Below are 19,130 nucleotides of genomic sequence, written 5' to 3' on the forward strand. Positions count from 1 at the left end.
CCAGAGGAGAACGAAAATGAAGAAGGCAATCTTGCTGACTGCCGGAATTGCAATGACGTTGGGGACCCTCTTATCAGGCACCGCTCTGGCGGCTGACAAGCTGACGCTCCAATTGAAATGGGTAACGCAGGGCCAGTTCGCCGGCTATTACGTCGCAAAGGACAAGGGCTATTACGAGGAAGAAAATCTCGACGTCGAGATCAAGCCGGGCGGGCCGGACGTGGCGCCTCCGCAGGTGATCGCGGGCGGCGGGGCCGATGTGGTGGTGGACTGGATGCCCTCCGCACTCGCCACGCGGGAAAAGGGCGTGCCGCTCGTCAACATCGCGCAGCCCTTCAAGAAATCCGGTATGATGCTGACCTGCCGCAAGGAAACTGGCATCACCAAGCCGGAAGACTTCAAGGGCCGCACGCTTGGCGTCTGGTTCGGCGGCAATGAATATCCGTTCCTGTCCTGGATGAACCATCTCAAAATCCCGACCGAAGGCGGCAAGGACGGCGTGACCGTGCTGAAGCAGGGCTTCAATGTCGATCCGCTGATCCAGAAACAGGCCGACTGCATTTCCACCATGACCTATAACGAATATTGGCAGGTGATCGATGCAGGCATCCCCGCCGACCAGCTCGTCGTCTTCCCTTATGAGGAACAGGGCGTCGCCACGCTGGAAGACGGGCTCTACGTGCTGGAAAAAAGCCTTGACGACCCGGCCATGGTGGACAAGCTCGCCCGCTTCGTGCGCGCCTCCATGAAGGGCTGGAACTATGCATCCGAACATCCCGATGAAGCCGCCGAAATCATTCTCGACAATGATTCGTCCGGTGCGCAGAAGCAGGAAGTGCAGGAGCGCATGGTCAAGGAAATCGGCAAGCTGATCGACGGTTCCGACGGAACGCTCGACGTGGCGGCGGCGGACCGCACCGTAGAAACGCTTCTGGGCGGCGGCTCCGATCCCGTCATCACCAAGAAACCGGAAGGCGCCTGGACCTCGAAGGTCACAGACGCCATGAAGAAATAACCAGCAGCGTTTGGATATGAAACCCGGAAGCGCGTTTCCGGGTTTTTATCTGTGCAGGGATCGCTCTATTTCAGTTTTTCTTCCAGCGCCACGGCCCGAACAAGCTCGCGTTCCAGCCGCGCTTCTTCCTCGACCTTCGGCTTGGTAAATCGGCCAAGCAGCAGATAGGCAACCGGCGTCACATAGAGCGTGGCGATGGTCGCAAGGCCAAGACCGCCCACAATGACCCAGCCAAGCGCCACGCGCGCCTCGGCACCCGCGCCGCTTGCAAGCACCAGCGGCACGCCGCCCAGGACGGCGCAGATCATCGTCATGCAGACCGGGCGCAGGCGGATATTCGCCGCCGCCTCGATTGCCTCGCGAACGCTCAGGCCCTTGTCGCGCAACTGGTCTGCGAATTCGACAATCAGGATGCCGTTCTTGGCCATGATGCCGACAAGCAGCACAAGGCCGATCTGGCTGTAGACGTTGAGGCTCGTGCCGGTGAGCAGCATTGCGAACACCGCACAGCCCAGCCCCAGAGGCACGGTGGCCATGACGATCAGCGCGCTGATGAAGCTTTCAAACTGCGCCGCCAGCACCAGAAGAATGATGACGATGGCAAAGCCGAACACGATGGCCATGCCGTTCGACGTTTCGCTGAGCGTGGACGCTTCGGCCAGCGGGATGATGTGGCTGCCGGGCGGCAGAAGCGGAGCGGCAATCTCCTGCGCCGCCGCAAAGGCGTTGCCGAGCGCGAAATCGCTCCGAAGATTGGTGGTGATCGCCACCGAGCGCTGGCGGGTCTCGCGGTCGAGCTGCGGCGGAACCGCCTTTTCGACAACGCGTGCGATGGACGACATCGGCACATAGCGGCCATCCGACGTTTTCATGAAAATGTTTTCAAGATCGGTCGGATCGTTGATCGGATTGGTGGTGGAGACGAGCTTCACGTCGAAACTGCGGTCGCCCACATAGACCGAGCCGATCTTGCGGCCATCGAGAACCGCCTGCACGGCATTGGCAAGGCCGGTGATGTCGATACCCAGATCGGAAGCGCGTTCGCGGTTGATTTCGACCGAGAGCTGCGGCTGCGTCGGTTCCACCGACAAGCGCGGCTGCACGAAGCGCGGGTCTTTTTCCAGCGCCGCCACCACGGCCTGCGCGGCAGGCTGGAGCTTGTCATATTCGCTGCCGACGATGGCAAATTGCAGGCCGTTGCCCGCGCCGCGAATGCCAAGGCTGTTCGGCTGCGTGGTGAACACGCGCACCGCCGTGATGCCTTTGATCCGGTTGGTGATGTCGGCCATGATCTCCTGCTGACTGCGGGCACGTTCCTTCCACGGTGCCAGCGTCAGCACCACGAAACCGTTGTTCGACGATCCGCCGGAACCGGCAATCGCATAGGTGGTGGTGATTTCACCGCTGTCGCGCAGGGGCTGGATGGCGTCCTCAATCCTGTCGAGCTGCGACTGGAGGAATTCGACGCTGATGCCCTGCGGCCCGTTGATGCGCAAAAGCGCCACGGCGCGGTCTTCCGATGGCGTGAGTTCCTGACGGATCAGGCCATAGCCGAGATAGGACGCACCGGCGAAAAGCACGGCCACCAGCACCACGATGAAGGGCGCCGAAAGGCAGGCATGAAGCGACTTGCGATAGAAATTCGCCAGGCCGCCGCCAATGCGGCGCAGGAACAGCGGGCCATGGCCTTCGCTTTCCGCCGCGCCGTTGCCTTCCTTGAGAAAGCGCGAGGCGAGCATCGGGCAAAGTGTCAGCGCAACCACGGAGGACAGCAGGACCGCAATCGCCAGAACGAAGCCAAACTCCCTAAACAGGCCACCCGCCTGCCCCGGCAGGAATGAAATCGGCACGAAGACCGCGGCAAGCGTCAGCGTGGTGGCGATGACGGCAAAGAACACTTCCTGCGTGCCGAGCACGGCTGCGGCGCGCGGTCCCATGCCCTGGTTGCGGCGGCGCACCACGTTTTCCAGCACCACGATGGCATCATCCACCACGAGGCCGGTGGCAAGCACCAGCGCCAGAAGTGTCAGGATATTGACCGAAAAGCCCACCAGATAGATCGCCGCGATGGTGCCGATCAGGGCGACCGGCATGGAAAGTGCCGGGATCAGCGTGGCACGCGCATCCCACAGGAACATGAAGATGATGGCGACGACGATAATCACCGATGCGATCAGCGCGATTTCCACTTCATGGATGGCGCCGTTGATGAAGTTTGCATCGTCGCTGGTCACGGCAATGCTGACGCCTTCCGGCAGGGTTTTCTGCAAATTGGCGACTGCCGCGCGCACCCCTTGCGAGATGTCGAGCGTGTTCGACTGTGCCTGGCGCACGATGCCAAGGCCGATGGCGGTCTTGCCGTTGGAGCGCACCGCCGAGCTTTCGATATCCGGCCCCAGCGTAACGGTCGCAACATCGCGGATCTGCGTGCGCCCCTTGATATAGACATTCTCGAAATCTTCCGGCTTTTCCAGATTGGCCGTGGCGCGCACCACGATGGACTGGTCGGAACTGCGCAGCGAGCCCGCAGGCGCGTCCAGCCCCATGGACGAAAGCGCATTGGAGATGTCGGCAATGGTCAGGCCATAGCTTGCAAGGCGCGCCTGGTTGATGTCGATGCGGAAAATCTTGTCGCGGTCGCCATTGATCTGCACATCGGCGACGCCAGGAACGGCGGAAAGCACATCCTCGATCTGGTCTTCCACCAGCACCGTCATGTCATCGACCGACATGGTGTCGGAGGTGACGGCAAGGCGCATCACCGGATCGGCGTTGGAATCAGCCTTGATGATGCGCGAGGGGTCGGCCTCCTCCGGCAGATTGTTGGCCACGCGGGAAATCGCATCGCGCATGTCGGCGGCGGCAACATTGAGATCGACGCCGTCGTTGAATTCCACCGTCACGCGGCTGCGCTCGAAGGAGGAGGTGGAGGAAATCGATTTCACGCCGGAAACGCGCGCGACCGCATTTTCCAGAACCTGCGTGACCTGACGGTCGATGGTCTCAGCCGATGCGCCGCTGAAATCGGTGCTGATCGTGACGACCGGCCGGTCCACATCGGGCAATTCGCGGATATCGACGCCGGTAAAGGCCGCAAGGCCCGCCACCACGATCAGGACATTGATGACAAAGGCAAAGACCGGACGGCGAATGAAAAGCGCCGTCGAACCGCCGGAGGAAGGGTTCTTATTGCTCACGCCCTGTCCCCTCAGCCTGCATCGCGCGGGACGGCGGGGGTGGAGAGCGCCGTACCCTGCTCGTTCTGCACGCGCACCGGCGCCGCATCGCGCACGGTCTGCACGCCCTCGGTGACGACCATGTCGCCCCGCTTCACCGGCCCGTCGATCAGAATATTGGTGGAATTGCGCTGCACGATGCTCACGGCGATCTTCTTTGCCACACCATTTTCGATGCGCCAGACATAGGAGCCGTCCGCGCCCCACTGGATCGCCAGCGGATTGACGGCAGTATAGCTGTTTCCGGGGAAGAGAACGGTTACGGAAAAGGACATGCCCGCACGCAAGCGGTCATCGATATTGGGCACTTCGGCGCGAACATGCAGGGTGCGGCTTGCCTCATCCAGCATGTTGTCCACGGCATTGATTTCGCCATTGTAAACCTCGCCGGGGAAAGCCGTCGATTCCGCCGTCACCGGCTGGCCGACCCTGACCTGCGGCGCGAAGCGCTCCGGCACCCAGATATCGATCAGCACCTTCGAACGGTCGTCGATGCGGGCAATGGAGGTTTGTGCGGTAACATAATTGCCCGCATTGACCGGAAGAATGCCGACAATGCCGGTGATCGGCGCGCGTACGGTACGACGGCTCAGGGCAAGCTGCGCATCCTGCAAGGCAAGCTGGGCATTGGCGACCGCCAGTTCCGCCTCGACGACCTGCACGTCCGTCGCGGTGTTGGTCGCCCGCAATTTGGCGATGCGCTGGCGTGTGGTCTGCGCATCCTTCAAGGCCATCTCGGCCTTGGCGACGGCTATTTTCTCGGTCTCGGCGTCAAGCTCGGCAATCGGATCTCCCTCCTTCACCCTATCGCCTGCCTTGACATGGAGCTTTGTCATGTAACCGCTGGAATAGGGCGTAACCGATACGGTGCTGAGCGCCCGTGCCGACCCGATCGCCGTCAGGCGGCTATTGATGGTCTCCTCGCCCGCCGCCTCGACAACAACGAGCGGTGCTGAACGCCCGCCCCCGCCTTTCGGCGCCTGCGTGCCGGTTGCGGCGGCTTTCACCACCTCATTCTTGTTCTTGTATGCATACCAGCCGCCAACGGCGGCCGCAGCTATGAGCAGGCACAAGGCAATCTGCTTCCAGGATTTCATCCAACTCTCCGGCAAGGTCTGGCGTGGCTCAAACAGACCCTGTATTCAAAATCATTATGTCGAACGCAAAAATTGCCAGCAAACAGTATCACAATGATAATTGCCCCCACATTGTGCAAAATCATGCAACCCAATGCGTATGTACAGATTTTTCCGGGCATGATCTTGCACGCGCCGCCTTGGGGCGTCGAGTTAAATTTCGGTAATGCAGGGCGTGAGGTGCGCAGAAACAGGTGGGTTTTTAACCGGTCGAACAAAGCCTGTTGGATTTATCGAACGGCTCCATATATAGGAGGCTAACATTTTTGTATTGCGTTTCGACGGCACACCGGTTGAGGCACCGCGGCAATTAAGCCGATCAGCCTCGAATTGGACAGGCTATGGCGGTTGATGGAAAAACCACGGAAACGGGCGCAGCGTCGCCTGAAGCGGCCACTCGGACTGCGACCGCCGACCGGCTCTCGTCAACCCAGTTCACAGGCCTGCCGTGGCGTCATCGGCTTTCAAGCAAGCTCCTGCTCCTGACCGCGCTTGCGGTGCTCATCACGGAAGTCCTGATCTTCGTTCCTTCGGTTGCCAATATGCGTGTGCGCTGGATGAGCTCCAGGCTCGATGCGGTCGGCGCCGTCAGTGAGGTTCTCGCCGCCGGCGGCAACATGGATGTGCCGCGCGATATTCAGGACAAGGTGCTTCTGGCAACCGGCACAAAGGCCATTGCCATGCGCGAGGCCGGCGCATCGCGCCTGCTTGCCATGGCGGAAGTTCCCGGCAGGATCGACCAGGTGATCGATCTCAACAATGTCAGCGAAGCCGCCGCCATATGGGACGCATTCGGAACATTGTTCAACGGCGGAAACAGGACGTTGCGCATCTACGGTTCCGTTTCGCCCTCCAGTTCTCCCGGACGCATCATCGAAATCGTCACCTCGGATGCGCCGCTTCGCCATGCCATGCTCGTCTATGCGCGCAATGTGACTTTCATCTCGCTCATCATCTCCGTGATAGCGGCAAGCCTGATCTATCTGATTATTCACGAGATGCTGCTGCGGCCGGTGCGCATCATGCACCGCAACATGATCGATTTCGCCTCATCTCCCGACAATCCGGGGCTGATCCTCGTGCCGGAAAACCGCAAGGACGAATTCGGCGTGGCGCAGCGCCAGATATCCCATATTCAAAGCGATCTCCAGCGAACGCTGAAAGAGCAGAAACATCTGGCCGACCTTGGCCTTGCCGTGTCCAAGATCAACCACGACATGCGCAATATCCTGGCCTCGGCGCAATTGATGTCGGACCGGCTTGCCGATACGCAGGACCCGATGGTGCAGCGGTTCGCGCCCAAGCTCATCCGCACCCTCAGCCGCGCGATCAGCTATTCGGAAAGCGTGATGGCCTATGGCCGCTCGCAGGAGGCGCCGCCGCGTCCGCGCCGTGTCCTGCTGCATACGATCATCGCGGACGTGCAGGAAACGCTGAGCCCCAGCGCGGAAAGCAATATCGAGTTCGAAAATCTGGTTCCCGAGGATTTTGAACTCAATGTCGATTCGGAACAGCTGTTCCGTGTGCTGAGCAATCTGTGCCGAAACTCCGTACAGGCGATGGAACGTGACCAGACCAATGACGAGGCGACCATCAAGCGGCTTACGATTTCTGCGGGCAGAATAGGGACAACCGCGATCATCAGCGTCGAGGACACCGGCCCCGGCCTGCCGCAAAAGGCGCGTGACAATCTTTTCACGGCTTTCAAGGGTTCGACCCGCAGCGACGGCACCGGCCTGGGGCTTGCCATCGCGCAGGAACTGATCCGCGCGCATGGCGGAACGATCGAACTTCGGGAAGACCGTTCCGTTGGCGCGCATTTCGAGATTCGCATTCCTGATTTGCCGCCGCAGCATGAGGATCGTAACAACCAGCGCACTGAAGAAGACGCCTAGGCAATCTGCGGCTGCACTGTTCTGCGACCGAAAAGCCCGCAAATGTGGGCACTGACAAGAAATCTTCACGGAACCACATTTTTTTCTAAGAAGACGCTTGCATTTAGCGATCTGTCCGATTATCAACCGCCCATCGCCGCAGCGAGCGGCGCCAAGGCAAGCACCCGTAGCTCAGCTGGATAGAGCACCAGACTACGAATCTGGGGGTCAGAGGTTCGAATCCTTTCGGGTGCGCCATTTTTCTCATAACAATTCAGTGTTTTGTTTCAGCGGACAGGGATGAGCCTGCGCGTTGCTTGGCATATTTTCCAAATTGGCTGATCCCGCCATCGTGACGTTTTTGCTCTCGCCGCTATAGCGCGTTTCGATCTGATTGAAACAGATCGGCGCCCTAAATGTTTGTTTTCACGCGCATCTTAATCCGAAAACCGTTTCACACTTTTCGGGATGCGCTCTATATGTGGCTCGACATATCGGCATTCATTTTCTGCGGTGGGATTTTTCTCATGAAGCATCACGCGCTCGTCTGGCTGCGTAACGATCTTCGAATCAATGACAATCCCGCGCTGGATGCGGCCGCACAAACCGGCGCCCTCGTCACAGCCGTTTATATTCACGAGACCGTCGAAGATGTCCGCGCGCCCGGCGGCGCGGCGCGGTGGTGGCTGGACCAAAGCCTGGAAGCAATGGGAAAGCAGCTGGGCGATCACGGCATCGAATTGTGCGTTGAAACCGGCGACGCCAGAGACATCCTTCCCCGGCTGATCGCCAAATGCACTGCCACCGATCTGTTCTGGAACCGCCGCTACGCACCGGCGGAGCGCGAACGCGATACGGAGCTGAAGGCACGGCTTAAAGAGAACGGCACGCGTGTAGCCTCCCTGCCCGGCAATCTTCTTCTCGAACCCTGGGAACTGAAAACGGGTAGCGATGCGCCTTATCAGGTCTTCACACCATTTGCGAAAGCCCTGCGCCAGCACCATGTCCCCCGGCCGCTTCCGCGGAGACAATGGGACAGCAAACCCACGCAGCAAATCCACCCATCGCGCGACGGGCCGGCATGGTCAAAAAAACTGGATGGTCTTTGGGCCATTGGAGAAAGCGCGGCGCGCGACTGCCTGACACGCTTTCTGGAGAGCAGGCTGCCGACTTACGCCGTGGATCGCGATATTCCAGGCGTCGAGGGAACGTCGGGACTTTCACCCCATCTCCGGTTCGGGGAGATCAGCGCCCGTCAGGCGTGGTATGCTACCTTGGCGTTTATGGACGCGCATCATTCGGCCCGGGCCGGCGGCGAAAAATTCCTGTCCGAGCTGATCTGGCGCGATTTCAATTATCACCAGCTCTATCACCGTCCGGACATCAGCCGATACGATATGCGCAACACACTGTCCGGCGTGGAATGGCGCGACGATCCCGCTGCATTCAAGGCATGGCGTCACGGGCTGACGGGCTTTCCCATGATCGATGCCGGCATGCGTCAGCTATGGGCAACGGGATGGATGCACAATCGTGTGCGGATGCTGGTTGCATCCTTTCTCACCAAAAACCTGCTCATTGATTGGCGGAAGGGCGAGGCATGGTTCTGGGACACGCTCGTGGACGGCGATATCGCCAGCAATCCGGGCGGCTGGCAGTGGGTGGCAGGCTGCGGCATGGATGCCGCGCCCTATTTCCGGGTGTTCAATCCAATCTTGCAGGGCGAAAAATTCGATGCCGACGGACGCTACGTCCGGCACTGGGTGCCGGAACTGGCCAATCTGCCGGACAAATGGCTGCACAAGCCATTCGAGGCGCCAGACGCGGTGCTTGCCAGCGCCAATGTCGTTCCCGGCCACACCTATCCCAAGCCGATCATCGATCTGCAAATCTCGCAACGCGAGGCGCGCAAACGGCTCAACAGCCAACCGTGATCAGCGCGGCTCCAGCCCGCCATTCTCAATGATGAAATCCACGATCTCCGGCACGCCCTTGCCGCGATGCAGGTCGGTGAAGCCAAAGGGGCGCTTGCCGCGCATGCGGGCCGCATCGTCTTGCATGACGTCGAGATCGACGCGCACATGCGGAGCAAGATCGCTCTTGTTGATCACCAGAAAATCCGACCGTGTAATACCCGGTCCGCCCTTGCGCGGAATTTCCTCGCCCTGGCAGACGGAGATGACATAGAGCGTCAGGTCGGCCAGATCGGGCGAGAAGGTGGCCGCGAGATTGTCGCCGCCCGATTCAATGAAGACGACGTCGAGATCGGGAAACCGCCGGTTCATTTCCGCAATCGCCTGAAGATTGATGGAGGCATCCTCGCGGATCGCCGTATGCGGGCAGCCTCCCGTTTCCACCCCCATGATGCGGTCTTCCGACAAGGCCTGACAACGCGCCAGGATGAGCGCATCTTCCTGCGTGTAGATATCGTTGGTAATCACGGCGACCGAATATTTGTCGCGCATCGCCTTGCAAAGCTTTTCGGTCAGCGTCGTCTTTCCCGATCCCACCGGTCCGCCAATGCCGATGCGCAAGGGTCCGTTTTTCTGTGTCATGTGCGAAAGAGCCTCGAATATTGGGTTTCATGTTTCATGGCAACAATGTCGCTCATGTAGGTCGCGGAACCGAGGTCGCTCAATGCGGTTTTTTCCGTGCGCGCCGCCGTCTCGGCGAGAACCGGTTCCAGATCCGACATTGTCGCCGTTACGCCGTTCTGCCCCATCACGGACAGGCGGATGGATGCCTGCAGGAGATTGAGGCAAAAGGCTTGCAGAAAGGCTGCAAGCGTCAATCGAAGCGGCACCCTGTTGGCGCCCGCCACGGCACCGACCGCAACCGGATAGGGGCAATCTTGCGGCAGACGGTCGAAAACGGCGCTCGGCCAGGAACGCGCCGCAGCCAGGAACGCACTGCCTTGCAGCATCGTTTCCATATGGCGTTCACGCGAACCGGCCAGTGCTTCGGCCAGTTCGGCAATCTCTGCAAGATCGCCATCGGCAATCGCGCGCCGCCAGCTTTCGGCGCAAAGCACGGCATCGTTCCACCCGGAGCCGTGCGTCACAAGCCAGCGCAGCCAGTCGCCCATCGTGGCCACGTCGGAGACAAGGCCGTCATGGACTGCGCGTTCCAGTCCATGACTATAGCTGAACGACCCCACCGGAAAGACCGGCGACAGCCACGCCATCAACCGCAGCAAGGCGGTGGCGCTATCAGTCGTGGTGGTGGTGATGGTGGTCATGATCGTGTTCGTGATGACCATGATGGTGATCATGGTCTTGATGCGAATGGCCGCCGGAATAAGCGCCCCGCAGGGGGCTGAAAATTGCCGTCACATCCACAACCGTCGCGCCAAGCCCCTCCAGCATGGCCTTGATGACATGGTCGCGCAGGATGAAGATGCGATCCATCTCGATCTGGGCTGCAAGGTGCCGGTTGCCGATATGCCAGGCAAGTTCGGCCACGTGCAGCGGATCACGCCCGCGGATTTCGTAGAGTTCCTCGCTTGCGGCGCGGATTTCAATCTCGCGCCCGTCATCGAGCACGAGCCGGTCGCCATGCTCCAGCACGACCGGCTCCGCGAAATCGACGAGCACCTTCTCGCCGCCTTCCAGAACAATGGCCTTGCGCCGCAGGTGACGTTCATCCCGTTCAAGAACGGCATGACCGGCGGGCACGGCATCGATCACCTTGTCCGCGCGGATAATGGCAGTGGCACGAAACATTTCTTTGCCTTTCACGCTCAAAACAGGAAGTAACGCTGCGCCATCGGCACCACGTCGACGGGCTCGCAGGTGAGAAGTTCACCATCGGCGCGCACCTCATAGGTTTCCGGATCGACTTCCATTTGCGGCATCGCATTGTTGAGGATCATGGAATGCTTGCCTATGCCGCCACGGGTATTGGCCACGGCAACCATCTGCTTGTCCACCCCGATCTTCTCCCGAAGCCCCTCGTCCATCGCAGCCTGCGAGACGAAGGTGATGGAGGTATTGGTGCGCGCCTTCCCGAACGAGCCGAACATCGGACGGGTGTGCATGGGCTGCGGCGTCGGGATCGAGCCATTCGGATCGCCCATCGGCGCGGTGGCAATCCAGCCGCCAAGCAGCACCATATCCGGCTTCATGCCGAAGAATGCAGGGTTCCACAGCACCAGATCGGCGCGCTTGCCCACTTCCACCGAACCGATCTCATGCGCCATGCCATGCGCAATCGCCGGGTTGATCGTATATTTGGCAATATAACGCCGCGCGCGATAATTGTCATTGCCCGGCTTGTCGTCTGGAAGGCTGCCGCGCTGCTTCTTCATCTTGTCCGCCGTCTGCCAGCAGCGAATGATCATTTCGCCGACACGGCCCATCGCCTGGCTGTCGGAGGAAATGATGGAGAAGGCCCCCATATCGTGGAGGATATCTTCCGCAGCGATGGTTTCCTTCCGGATACGGCTTTCCGCAAAGGCAATATCTTCAGGGATGGCCGGAGACAGGTGATGGCACACCATCAGCATGTCGAGATGTTCTGCAATCGTATTGACCGTATAAGGCCGGGTCGGATTGGTCGAGGCCGGCAACACGTTCGGATACTGGCAGACGCGGATGATATCCGGCGCGTGGCCGCCGCCCGCACCTTCCGTATGGAAGGAGTGGATCGTGCGTCCCTTGAAGGCGTTGAGCGTATCCTCGACAAAGCCGCCTTCATTGAGCGTATCGGTATGGATCGCCACCTGAACGTCGAACTGATCGGCGACCGAAAGGCAATTGTCGATGGCCGCCGGTGTGCAGCCCCAGTCCTCGTGCAGTTTCAGGCCGCAGGCGCCCGCCCGGACCATTTCTTCCAGCGCGCCCGGCAGCGAGGCATTGCCCTTGCCGAACACGCCGATATTCATCGGCAGGCCGTCGAACGACTGGATCAGCCGCGCAATGTGCCACGGGCCGGGCGTGCATGTGGTCGCAAGCGTGCCATGGGCCGGTCCGGTGCCGCCGCCCACCATGCAGGTAATGCCCGCATTGAGCGCCTCGTCCACCTGTTGCGGCGAGATGAAATGGATATGCGTATCGATCCCGCCCGCGGTGAGGATCTTGCCCTCGCCCGCGATGATCTCCGTGCCGGGGCCGATGATGATTGAGACGCCGGGCTGCGTATCGGGATTGCCCGCCTTGCCGATCAGGGCGATGCGCCCGTCGCGAAGGCCCACATCGGCCTTGTAGATGCCGGTGTGGTCAAGAATGAGGGCATTGGTGATAACCGTATCCATCGCGCCATCGGCGCGGGATAACTGGCTTTGCCCCATACCGTCGCGGATAACCTTGCCCCCGCCGAACTTCACCTCTTCCCCATAGGTGGTGAGATCGCGTTCGACTTCGACAAGAAGCTCCGTATCGGCCAGGCGCACCTTGTCGCCGACAGTGGGGCCGAACATCTGCGCATAGGTGGCGCGACTTATTCTGGCTGGCATGAAATGTCTCCGTCACCTGTTCTAAAGCTTGCCCATGACCATCTGGCGAAATCCGTAGATCTCGCGCCTGCCGCTGACGGGAACCAATGTCACGTCGCGTTCCTGGCCGGGTTCGAAGCGCACGGCGGTGCCCGCCGCAATGTCCAGCCGCTGGCCGAGCGCCTTTTCACGGTCGAAGGAAAGTGCGGCATTCACTTCATAAAAATGGAAGTGACTGCCGATCTGGATCGGGCGGTCGCCGGTATTGGCGACCTTGATCGTGACGGTCGGCTGACCCTGATTGAGTTCTATATCGCCGTCCTGCGTTATGATTTCACCGGGGATCATGTCACACCTCACCCGGCCATCAGCATCAGGCCGCCAAGCGCGGTGGCGCCCCCGGCGGCACGCATGGCAAGACGACCCGCCTTGCCTGTCATCAGGCGGCCCGCGCCAAGGCCGATGCCGATGCCCGCCATGTGGAGAAGCGCCGTCGCGACGGCAAAACCCGCAGCATAGGTGAAGAAGGCCGCGCCTCCGATTTCGCCGCCATGGGCGTGGCCATGAAAGAAGGCAAAGAAGCCGGCGATCACAGCGCCAACGACCGGAGAAACCGGGAGCGCCAGCGCCACCAAGAGGCCGAGCACCACGACCGACGCCAGAATGACCGGCTCGACGAAGGGCAACGGCATGCCCAGAAGCGCTGCCGCAAAGCCCAGCAGCATCACGCCCACAAATGCGGCCGGCACGGCGAACAGCCCCCGTCCGCCGAGCATGGCGGCCCAGAGCCCCACCGCAACCATCGCCAGAATATGATCCGCGCCGGAGAGCGGATGCGTGAAACCCGCCGCGAACGAGCCGTGTTCAGCCGGATTGAGATGAGCAAAGGCAGGACTTGCGATGAGCGCCATTGCGCCTGCTGCAAGAAGCGTAGTCTTTTTCATTATTGTACCTTTCAAGAAACAGGTTCGCCTCGGCAAACCTGAAAATCAGCGGATCGGCTCGTGAACCGTGACGAGCTTGGTGCCATCGGGAAATGTCGCCTCGACCTGAATGTCGTGGATCATTTCGGGCACGCCATCCATCACCTGTTCGCGGGTGATGACATGGGCACCCGCCTCCATCAGATCGGCCACCGTGCGTCCGTCGCGCGCGCCTTCAACGACAAAATCGCTGATGAGGGCGATGACTTCGGGATGATTGAGTTTTACCCCGCGCTCCAGACGGCGGCGGGCCACCACGGCGGCCATGGCGATCAAAAGCTTGTCTTTTTCCCTGGGCGTCAAATTCATGACTTCATTCCAAACTTCATGTTTTCAAAGCGGTTTTCATTCCGCTGGCGTTAAAAGCGGCGGGATTGCCGCGAACTCAGAATGTCCAGACTTTGGGCAGTCCTGCCTTGCCGTTGAGCTGGGCGAGCAATGGCCCCAGACGTTTGCGCAAGGCATAGCTGTCGGACGCATAAAGGCGCATCATCAGCTTGGTTGCCGCGCCGACCTGCCAGAGGCTCACACCGCCATCCTCGCCGATGATCCGCCGCGCCGCTTCCAGATGTTTCCCGGCCTCTCCCGAAATCAGAAGCACGGTGGCAACGGCAAGGGCCGCATTCGCCACCGGGCGGGCCTGCAATTGCGCCGCGACATCCGGTCCGATCCGAAATTCTTCGGCATGCACAAGCCGCCCATCCAGCCGCACGCGCCAACGATCGCTGAATATTGCCGCATCGATGCGCTCCCCCATGGCAAGGCGCCCGAATATGGTCGCCTCCACCATCAGGATTTCCGCCCCGTCCTCCAATTCGACATCGAGCGTGCGTGACAGGGCAGAACGGTTGAACAGAATGGTTTCCTGTGGAAGCCACGCAAGACGCGTGCCTTTGGCCGCCTTCAAACGTGTGGCAATGCGTGCCTCGCCGCCGCCGGAACGATAGATACGCTCACAGGCTTGCGTGGTGACGACAGCGGAAGCCTTTTCGCCAAGCTCCACATCCCATCGCAACCGGTCGCCGCCCGTCAGCCCTCCCGATGTATTGATCAGGATTGCTTCCAGCGGGTCGCTTCCGGCTCGCGGCATGCGAATCTTGGCTGCGCCTTCCTGGTAAAGCCTGGAAATGCGCGAGCGCCCATGTTTGAAATGTATCGAAAGCCCACCCAGCCCGTTGACGCGCTGCGAGGAGAGCCTCGCTAACTTATTGTTATTTATTATCATCTGCGCGAATCTCGTATTGCTCTTCTAAAGCAGAACCGCTCCCAAAAAAAAGGGGGACGAAGTGCGGCAGAATGCCGCCACACCTTGAAATGCTTGAAACCGTTGCATGAAGGTCCGCGCCCCATCCCGAAAGAGGCTGTGGATCAATGTGAAGGCCAGTTTCCCGCTCAAGCCCGCAGGGTTGCCGGGCGCCGCACTGTCTTTCGATAGAAATGCCATGTTGCATGTCCGAGTATGGGTATCACCAGCGCCAATCCGGCAAACATCGTTGCAAAACCGGCAATCAGCAAAGCGGTCACGATTGCGGCCCATAGCAGCGATTCCACGGGATTGCGCATGACGACCCGCAGCGATGTCGCTATTGCCGCCGCCGCGCCGCAATCCTGATCGAGCAGCATCGGAAACGTAACGATCGTCGAACACAGGACAATGATGGCAAAAAGCAGGCCGATCCCGCAGCCCGTGAAGATCAGGCTGCGCCCCTCTTCGGTCGAAAACACCTGGCGCATCATCCCGGAAAAGCTCTCGGGCGGCATCGGGCCAAAATAATGCATATAGAGATTTTGGGCGACCAGCAGCCACGCGACAAAGACGGCGAAAAGAAAAACGCCGACAGCCACGATGGACGGCAATGCCGGGGAATGGCCCACATCGAGCGTGCGTTTCCACGATGCATCCAGCCTTTCCTCGCGACGCCTGCTCATTTCGTAAAGCGGCAAGGCGGCGATCGGCCCGATCAGGGCAAAGCCGGACATCAGCGGAAACAGGAGCGGCAAGGCGTTCGCGTTGGTGCTCCAATAGGTGATGAGCAATCCGGCCAGCGGATATATAAGACCGAGAAAAACGTAATGCGAGGGCTTTGCCCAGAAGTCATCGAACCCCAGACGCAGGGCTTCCGATACATCCGCGATGCGGATGCGGTTGACGTCGGGATAAGAGGCTGACTGGTCCCGTCCTGCAATAACATGAAACTGTGCCATGACGCTCCTCCTGCGGATTGGGCAGTCCTGACAGCAAGGGCAGCGGTCAGGGCCTGGCCTGCACGCGATTTCCGGCTTTCGCACATTGGAACGGTTCCTGTTTCAACAGAAACGCCGAAACCGCTCCACCTATTTGTTTTTTCGCATTTGCCTCACGCAAAACCGCTTCGCGCTTTTGCTGGAAACGCTCTAGCGGAACAATGCGCATTTCCGTGATAACAATCCGTCAAGCAAAAGCCTGACGATTTTCATCCTGTGATCAGTATACATCGAAAAGAACGGCCAAGAAATCCGAGCGAAGCCATAATAGCCGGCACACATGGGCCAGGCGAATAAAAATCTATCACGAACGCGTGTGCGGGGGAGATGAAATGGTGCTGCGAGAGAGGATTGAAATCTCGGAGTTCCATTGCACTTTATTGATTTTGCATAGTTTTTTTAAGTCGCAACAGGTGCGTGTGTAGCACTGACGTTGGGCATTATCAAGTGGCCTCTAACGAAAACAGCAGACGTACTTGCGAGGCAAAATATCACCCCTTCACTTGCTGGTCGCCCTGATTGAAAGTACGGTCGAAGCTTAAATCTGTGTATCCGCGAATGAGTGAAACCCTGTGACCGTATTTCCCTTTGAGATCGTCGCTCGCCACATACGGAAGAAGCATCCCGGCTGTCCTGATTTCGCGGTGGAACACATAGCTAGGCTGATTTCGGAGCGCGAATGGGAAGGCATCAGGCTGGGCCGTGCCGTGGGCATTACCATTGACGGCATCCTGCGGCACCAGATGACCGAATATGAAACCCTTCTGTTGCACGGAGTAGACCGGAAGGAAGCCAGAAGGCGTGTTCAGCCGAAGGTCAATGCGATGCTAAAGGTATGGGCGAAGCGGCCAGAGGCGAAACCACATGCGCCTCATAGTGAGCCGGGAAAACAGCAAACGCCCTGAAAAATGCAGATACGCCTACACAGACGGAAGCGCGTGAATACCGTTCTCCATCTTTCTCAGGCTCTCAGAATCGCCTATGTTCACGCTGCGTTCTATGCCGGTTTGGAAAAGGTGTAACCATGAACTATCGCGATTATGAGGATTCCGACCCTATCCGGTTCCGTGAAGGAGCCATCGTAGCGCTGCGCGATAACCTAGCGGAAATGAAAGCAGGCACCTTCCGGCATTACAGACAGGGACCAAATGGCCGCTTGGATTGGGATGACACAGAACGCATGATGGGGGTGACACGGGCGGACATTCGAAGCCATGAGGAGTGCCTAGCGCTGGCACGGCACTATGCTGGCGCACCGCTGGTCTGGCCTACAAGCGCCCGATAGACAGCCGCACGGCTTACACCTGTTGCCTTCACTATCTCAGGCACGGACTTGCCTTCGGCCTTCATGCTTCTTATGGCGTCCTCATCAACGGTCTTGGGACGCCCTCCCGTTTCACCTCTGGCTTTCGCCTTCGCTATACCTTCCATCTGCCGCTCTTTGCGCAGGGCCGTTTCAAATTCCGCCATGGAAGCGAGGATACCGAACATGAGCTTACCGGTTCGTGTGGTCGTGTCCAAGGCCGCATCATCCAGCACCTTAAAGCCCACGCCCTTCTTATCCAGCTTTTCAAGGATTTGATGAAGGTGCACTGCCGAACGTGCCAGCCGGTCAAGCTTCGTGATGATAAGCGTGTCGCCTTCACGAACAAATTCCAGAGCTGCCTTCAATTCCGGCCTTTCCTTATCCAAGCCTGATTGCTTCTCGCTGAATATCTTGTCAGCTCCAGCGGCCTTGAGGCGTTCAATCTGGCTGCTGTGGTCCTGTCCGATAGAACTCACGCGGGCATATGCGACGATCATCAATCTGTCTCCAAATCTCTTAAGGTGAATTGAGACTAGCGTTTAGAGACTGTTTTGAGACACGTCAATAGCTTTGTCCAAAAAATTTACTTTTGAGACGGTCTTCCGGTGAAGCCCATGACGAGGAAGACAAAGCCGTCCTTGGTCATGTTGAAGGTGCGAAGGGTCCGTGTTGTGGCACCCAGCTTCTGGACTTCTGGCGTGAGCTGAAAATTCAGCGCACGGAAATCCTCGCTGCATTCCATCCTGTCTAAAGTCTGGAGGACGTTCTTGTGCTGCCTTCCAAAAACTCGGCCACATCGCGGCTGTTAGCGAAGACCTTGCCGTGTTCGATTGTATGAAGCCGGTTCACTTCACGACCGCGATCATCAACGCCACACTAACTATTCCGGTGACGCAACAAGTGAAGATGCGGCCCAATATAAAGGCCTTAATCTCACGGGACATGGCTTCAATGTCCTCTTTGGTCAATGGTTGGCTCATCACCCTGCCTCCGCTCAGTTGCATATTTCCAATGCTAGGCCGCGCTGCGGACTGACACAACGTCCAACAGCCGCTCAGTCAGTTGCTTCCCCGCTGCGGTCAGGTAAATGACTGGCGACCTTCCGCCCTCAGGGTCAAGGCTGCGCTTGATAAGGTTCAAGCCCGGAGAGCCGTGGCGTGTCCGTGAAGTCAGCGCCGTGACGTTGCGGGAGATGGAAGACTGGCTAACGCCGATAATGTCCGGCAAATCACACTGCTGCACTCCCGGCCTCATGGCGACCACAAGAAACACGGATGCCATCTGCATAGGCATCTCTGGTCGCAACTCCCGGAACGATTCCAGCAGCCGGTAAATCTCAGTCAGCCTAACGAGCTTATCAATGCCAGCCTTTTTCCGCACCGGACCCCCTGCGTGAATATAGCAATTCTCTAAGAATCTCAGAGGGTTGAAGGCAAGTCAAGAGAGTGGTCAAGGCACGGCTAGGGGGCAGCGGGGGTGATGCGCGTTTCCATACTATCGATTGCCGCCTCGAATTTTTGCGGGAAAATAACCGCTTCCCTCGCGGACAGCATCCGCTCATCCTTAGGCTTCGGGAGCGCCTGCTGAACAGCTTGGACAGCAGAAGTCACCGACTGGTTGCCTTCGACCAGTGCGCGGAGGAGCCGGTTGGTTTCCGTCTGCTGACTGACCAGCTCCATGAGGAGGCTGTGGTTGTCTGCCGGAACCGGCTGCGCTGTCTTGAACTTGGCTTCCATTCGGTTGAACGCTTCGATGTACTGGAGCTTGAACTGGAGAGCTGAATAGCCCCGAGTTTCGTGGACGCCCTCGGGTTACATTTCCTGCTGCCGTTCGAACTCGACGGGTGACAGCATCCCGTTCCTGACGTGCTTGCGCTTGGGGTTGTAGAACATCTCGATGTAGTCG

19 protein-coding genes, 1 tRNA gene and 1 pseudogene are annotated in these 19,130 nt (G+C 59.2%); 5 read left to right on the forward strand and 16 right to left on the reverse strand.

Annotated elements, in window-relative coordinates:
- The first annotated feature begins 16 nt into the window (after window positions 1–16).
- Window positions 17–1,015 carry an ABC transporter substrate-binding protein gene (locus AVM02_RS07920; RefSeq protein WP_411506425.1) on the forward strand — a complete coding sequence of 333 codons (999 nt, stop codon included), beginning with the start codon at window positions 17–19 and terminating at the stop codon, window positions 1,013–1,015.
- Between the two features lie 65 nt (window positions 1,016–1,080).
- Here the strand turns inward: AVM02_RS07920 and AVM02_RS07925 are convergent, their stop codons facing one another.
- Entirely contained in the window at window positions 1,081–4,212 is a 3,132-nt protein-coding gene (locus AVM02_RS07925; protein WP_411506426.1) for an efflux RND transporter permease subunit, read from the reverse strand.
- Window positions 4,213–4,223: 11 nt separating this feature from the next.
- Window positions 4,224–5,348, reverse strand: a complete 1,125-nt coding sequence (locus tag AVM02_RS07930; RefSeq protein WP_411506427.1) for an efflux RND transporter periplasmic adaptor subunit — start codon at window positions 5,346–5,348, stop codon at window positions 4,224–4,226.
- A gap of 380 nt (window positions 5,349–5,728) precedes the next feature.
- Here AVM02_RS07930 and AVM02_RS07935 point away from each other — a divergent pair, with 380 nt between their 5' ends.
- From AVM02_RS07935 to AVM02_RS07945, 3 genes are all read left to right on the forward strand, one after another.
- Entirely contained in the window at window positions 5,729–7,282 is a 1,554-nt protein-coding gene (locus AVM02_RS07935) for a sensor histidine kinase (protein ID WP_411506428.1), read from the forward strand.
- A gap of 160 nt (window positions 7,283–7,442) precedes the next feature.
- Window positions 7,443–7,519, forward strand: a tRNA-Arg gene (locus AVM02_RS07940).
- Window positions 7,520–7,788: 269 nt separating this feature from the next.
- The gene (locus AVM02_RS07945) at window positions 7,789–9,195 is read left to right on the forward strand and encodes a cryptochrome/photolyase family protein (RefSeq protein WP_411506429.1); all 1,407 of its coding nucleotides are present in this window, start codon (window positions 7,789–7,791) and stop codon (window positions 9,193–9,195) included.
- Here AVM02_RS07945 and ureG read toward each other — a convergent pair whose 3' ends face one another.
- The 10 genes from ureG to AVM02_RS07995 form a co-directional block, all read right to left on the reverse strand.
- Window positions 9,196–9,816 carry an urease accessory protein UreG gene (gene ureG, locus AVM02_RS07950; protein ID WP_411506430.1) on the reverse strand — a complete coding sequence of 207 codons (621 nt, stop codon included), beginning with the start codon at window positions 9,814–9,816 and terminating at the stop codon, window positions 9,196–9,198.
- Window positions 9,813–10,499, reverse strand: coding sequence for an urease accessory protein UreF (locus AVM02_RS07955; protein WP_411506440.1), 687 nt, complete (start codon window positions 10,497–10,499; stop codon window positions 9,813–9,815). Before AVM02_RS07955 ends, ureG begins: the two co-directional genes overlap by 4 nt.
- Entirely contained in the window at window positions 10,471–10,983 is a 513-nt protein-coding gene (gene ureE / locus AVM02_RS07960) for an urease accessory protein UreE (protein WP_411506431.1), read from the reverse strand. The genes AVM02_RS07955 and ureE overlap by 29 nt, the downstream gene beginning before the upstream one ends.
- A 17-nt stretch (window positions 10,984–11,000) precedes the next feature.
- On the reverse strand, window positions 11,001–12,713 hold the full coding sequence (gene ureC, locus AVM02_RS07965) for an urease subunit alpha (protein ID WP_411506432.1): 1,713 nt from the start codon (window positions 12,711–12,713) through the stop codon (window positions 11,001–11,003).
- Between the two features lie 21 nt (window positions 12,714–12,734).
- Window positions 12,735–13,040, reverse strand: a complete 306-nt coding sequence (locus AVM02_RS07970) for an urease subunit beta (RefSeq protein ID WP_411506433.1) — start codon at window positions 13,038–13,040, stop codon at window positions 12,735–12,737.
- Between the two features lie 8 nt (window positions 13,041–13,048).
- Window positions 13,049–13,636, reverse strand: a complete 588-nt coding sequence (locus AVM02_RS07975; RefSeq protein WP_411506434.1) for a HupE/UreJ family protein — start codon at window positions 13,634–13,636, stop codon at window positions 13,049–13,051.
- A gap of 45 nt (window positions 13,637–13,681) precedes the next feature.
- A complete protein-coding gene (locus tag AVM02_RS07980; protein ID WP_411506435.1) occupies window positions 13,682–13,984 on the reverse strand; it encodes an urease subunit gamma in 303 nt (100 codons plus the stop codon).
- A gap of 76 nt (window positions 13,985–14,060) precedes the next feature.
- Window positions 14,061–14,900 (reverse strand): urease accessory protein UreD, encoded by an 840-nt coding sequence (locus tag AVM02_RS07985; RefSeq protein ID WP_411506436.1) that lies wholly within the window; start codon window positions 14,898–14,900, stop codon window positions 14,061–14,063.
- Window positions 14,901–15,067: 167 nt separating this feature from the next.
- Entirely contained in the window at window positions 15,068–15,880 is an 813-nt protein-coding gene (locus tag AVM02_RS07990) for a DUF2189 domain-containing protein (protein WP_411506437.1), read from the reverse strand.
- A 530-nt stretch (window positions 15,881–16,410) separates the two neighbouring features.
- On the reverse strand, window positions 16,411–16,692 hold the full coding sequence (locus AVM02_RS07995) for a hypothetical protein (RefSeq protein ID WP_411506443.1): 282 nt from the start codon (window positions 16,690–16,692) through the stop codon (window positions 16,411–16,413).
- Between AVM02_RS07995 and AVM02_RS08000 the strand changes: the two genes are divergently transcribed.
- Window positions 16,585–16,824, forward strand: a complete 240-nt coding sequence (locus AVM02_RS08000) for a DUF2293 domain-containing protein (protein WP_411506441.1) — start codon at window positions 16,585–16,587, stop codon at window positions 16,822–16,824. The genes AVM02_RS07995 and AVM02_RS08000 overlap by 108 nt on opposite strands.
- Before the next feature lie 337 nt (window positions 16,825–17,161).
- Here AVM02_RS08000 and AVM02_RS08005 read toward each other — a convergent pair whose 3' ends face one another.
- The 4 genes and pseudogenes from AVM02_RS08005 to AVM02_RS08020 form a co-directional block, all read right to left on the reverse strand.
- Window positions 17,162–17,722 (reverse strand): recombinase family protein, encoded by a 561-nt coding sequence (locus AVM02_RS08005; protein WP_411506442.1) that lies wholly within the window; start codon window positions 17,720–17,722, stop codon window positions 17,162–17,164.
- 86 nt (window positions 17,723–17,808) lie between these two features.
- Window positions 17,809–18,006 (reverse strand): annotated as a pseudogene (locus AVM02_RS08010) (Rha family transcriptional regulator); the annotation flags it as partial.
- A 679-nt stretch (window positions 18,007–18,685) separates the two neighbouring features.
- Window positions 18,686–18,961 (reverse strand): hypothetical protein, encoded by a 276-nt coding sequence (locus tag AVM02_RS08015; RefSeq protein ID WP_411506438.1) that lies wholly within the window; start codon window positions 18,959–18,961, stop codon window positions 18,686–18,688.
- A 75-nt stretch (window positions 18,962–19,036) separates the two neighbouring features.
- A partial coding sequence (locus tag AVM02_RS08020; RefSeq protein WP_297564976.1) for an IS3 family transposase occupies window positions 19,037–19,130 on the reverse strand: 94 nt, incomplete at its 5' end.

It is taken from the genome of Brucella anthropi, assembly GCF_046630315.1.
In the GTDB taxonomy this organism is placed as follows: Bacteria; Pseudomonadota; Alphaproteobacteria; order Rhizobiales; family Rhizobiaceae; genus Brucella; species Brucella anthropi_A.

Coding starts and splice junctions, on each gene's coding strand:
- AVM02_RS07920 (WP_411506425.1), top strand. CDS start 17: ATGAAGAAGGCAATCTTGCTGACTGCCGGAATTGCAATGACGTTGGGG.
- AVM02_RS07930 (WP_411506427.1), bottom strand. CDS start 5,348: ATGAAATCCTGGAAGCAGATTGCCTTGTGCCTGCTCATAGCTGCGGCC.
- AVM02_RS07935 (WP_411506428.1), top strand. CDS start 5,729: ATGGCGGTTGATGGAAAAACCACGGAAACGGGCGCAGCGTCGCCTGAA.
- AVM02_RS07945 (WP_411506429.1), top strand. CDS start 7,789: ATGAAGCATCACGCGCTCGTCTGGCTGCGTAACGATCTTCGAATCAAT.
- ureG (WP_411506430.1), bottom strand. CDS start 9,816: ATGACACAGAAAAACGGACCCTTGCGCATCGGCATTGGCGGACCGGTG.
- AVM02_RS07955 (WP_411506440.1), bottom strand. CDS start 10,499: ATGACCACCATCACCACCACCACGACTGATAGCGCCACCGCCTTGCTG.
- ureE (WP_411506431.1), bottom strand. CDS start 10,983: ATGTTTCGTGCCACTGCCATTATCCGCGCGGACAAGGTGATCGATGCC.
- ureC (WP_411506432.1), bottom strand. CDS start 12,713: ATGCCAGCCAGAATAAGTCGCGCCACCTATGCGCAGATGTTCGGCCCC.
- AVM02_RS07970 (WP_411506433.1), bottom strand. CDS start 13,040: ATGATCCCCGGTGAAATCATAACGCAGGACGGCGATATAGAACTCAAT.
- AVM02_RS07975 (WP_411506434.1), bottom strand. CDS start 13,636: ATGAAAAAGACTACGCTTCTTGCAGCAGGCGCAATGGCGCTCATCGCA.
- AVM02_RS07980 (WP_411506435.1), bottom strand. CDS start 13,984: ATGAATTTGACGCCCAGGGAAAAAGACAAGCTTTTGATCGCCATGGCC.
- AVM02_RS07985 (WP_411506436.1), bottom strand. CDS start 14,900: ATGATAATAAATAACAATAAGTTAGCGAGGCTCTCCTCGCAGCGCGTC.
- AVM02_RS07990 (WP_411506437.1), bottom strand. CDS start 15,880: ATGGCACAGTTTCATGTTATTGCAGGACGGGACCAGTCAGCCTCTTAT.
- AVM02_RS08005 (WP_411506442.1), bottom strand. CDS start 17,722: ATGATCGTCGCATATGCCCGCGTGAGTTCTATCGGACAGGACCACAGC.
- AVM02_RS08015 (WP_411506438.1), bottom strand. CDS start 18,961: ATGGAAGCCAAGTTCAAGACAGCGCAGCCGGTTCCGGCAGACAACCAC.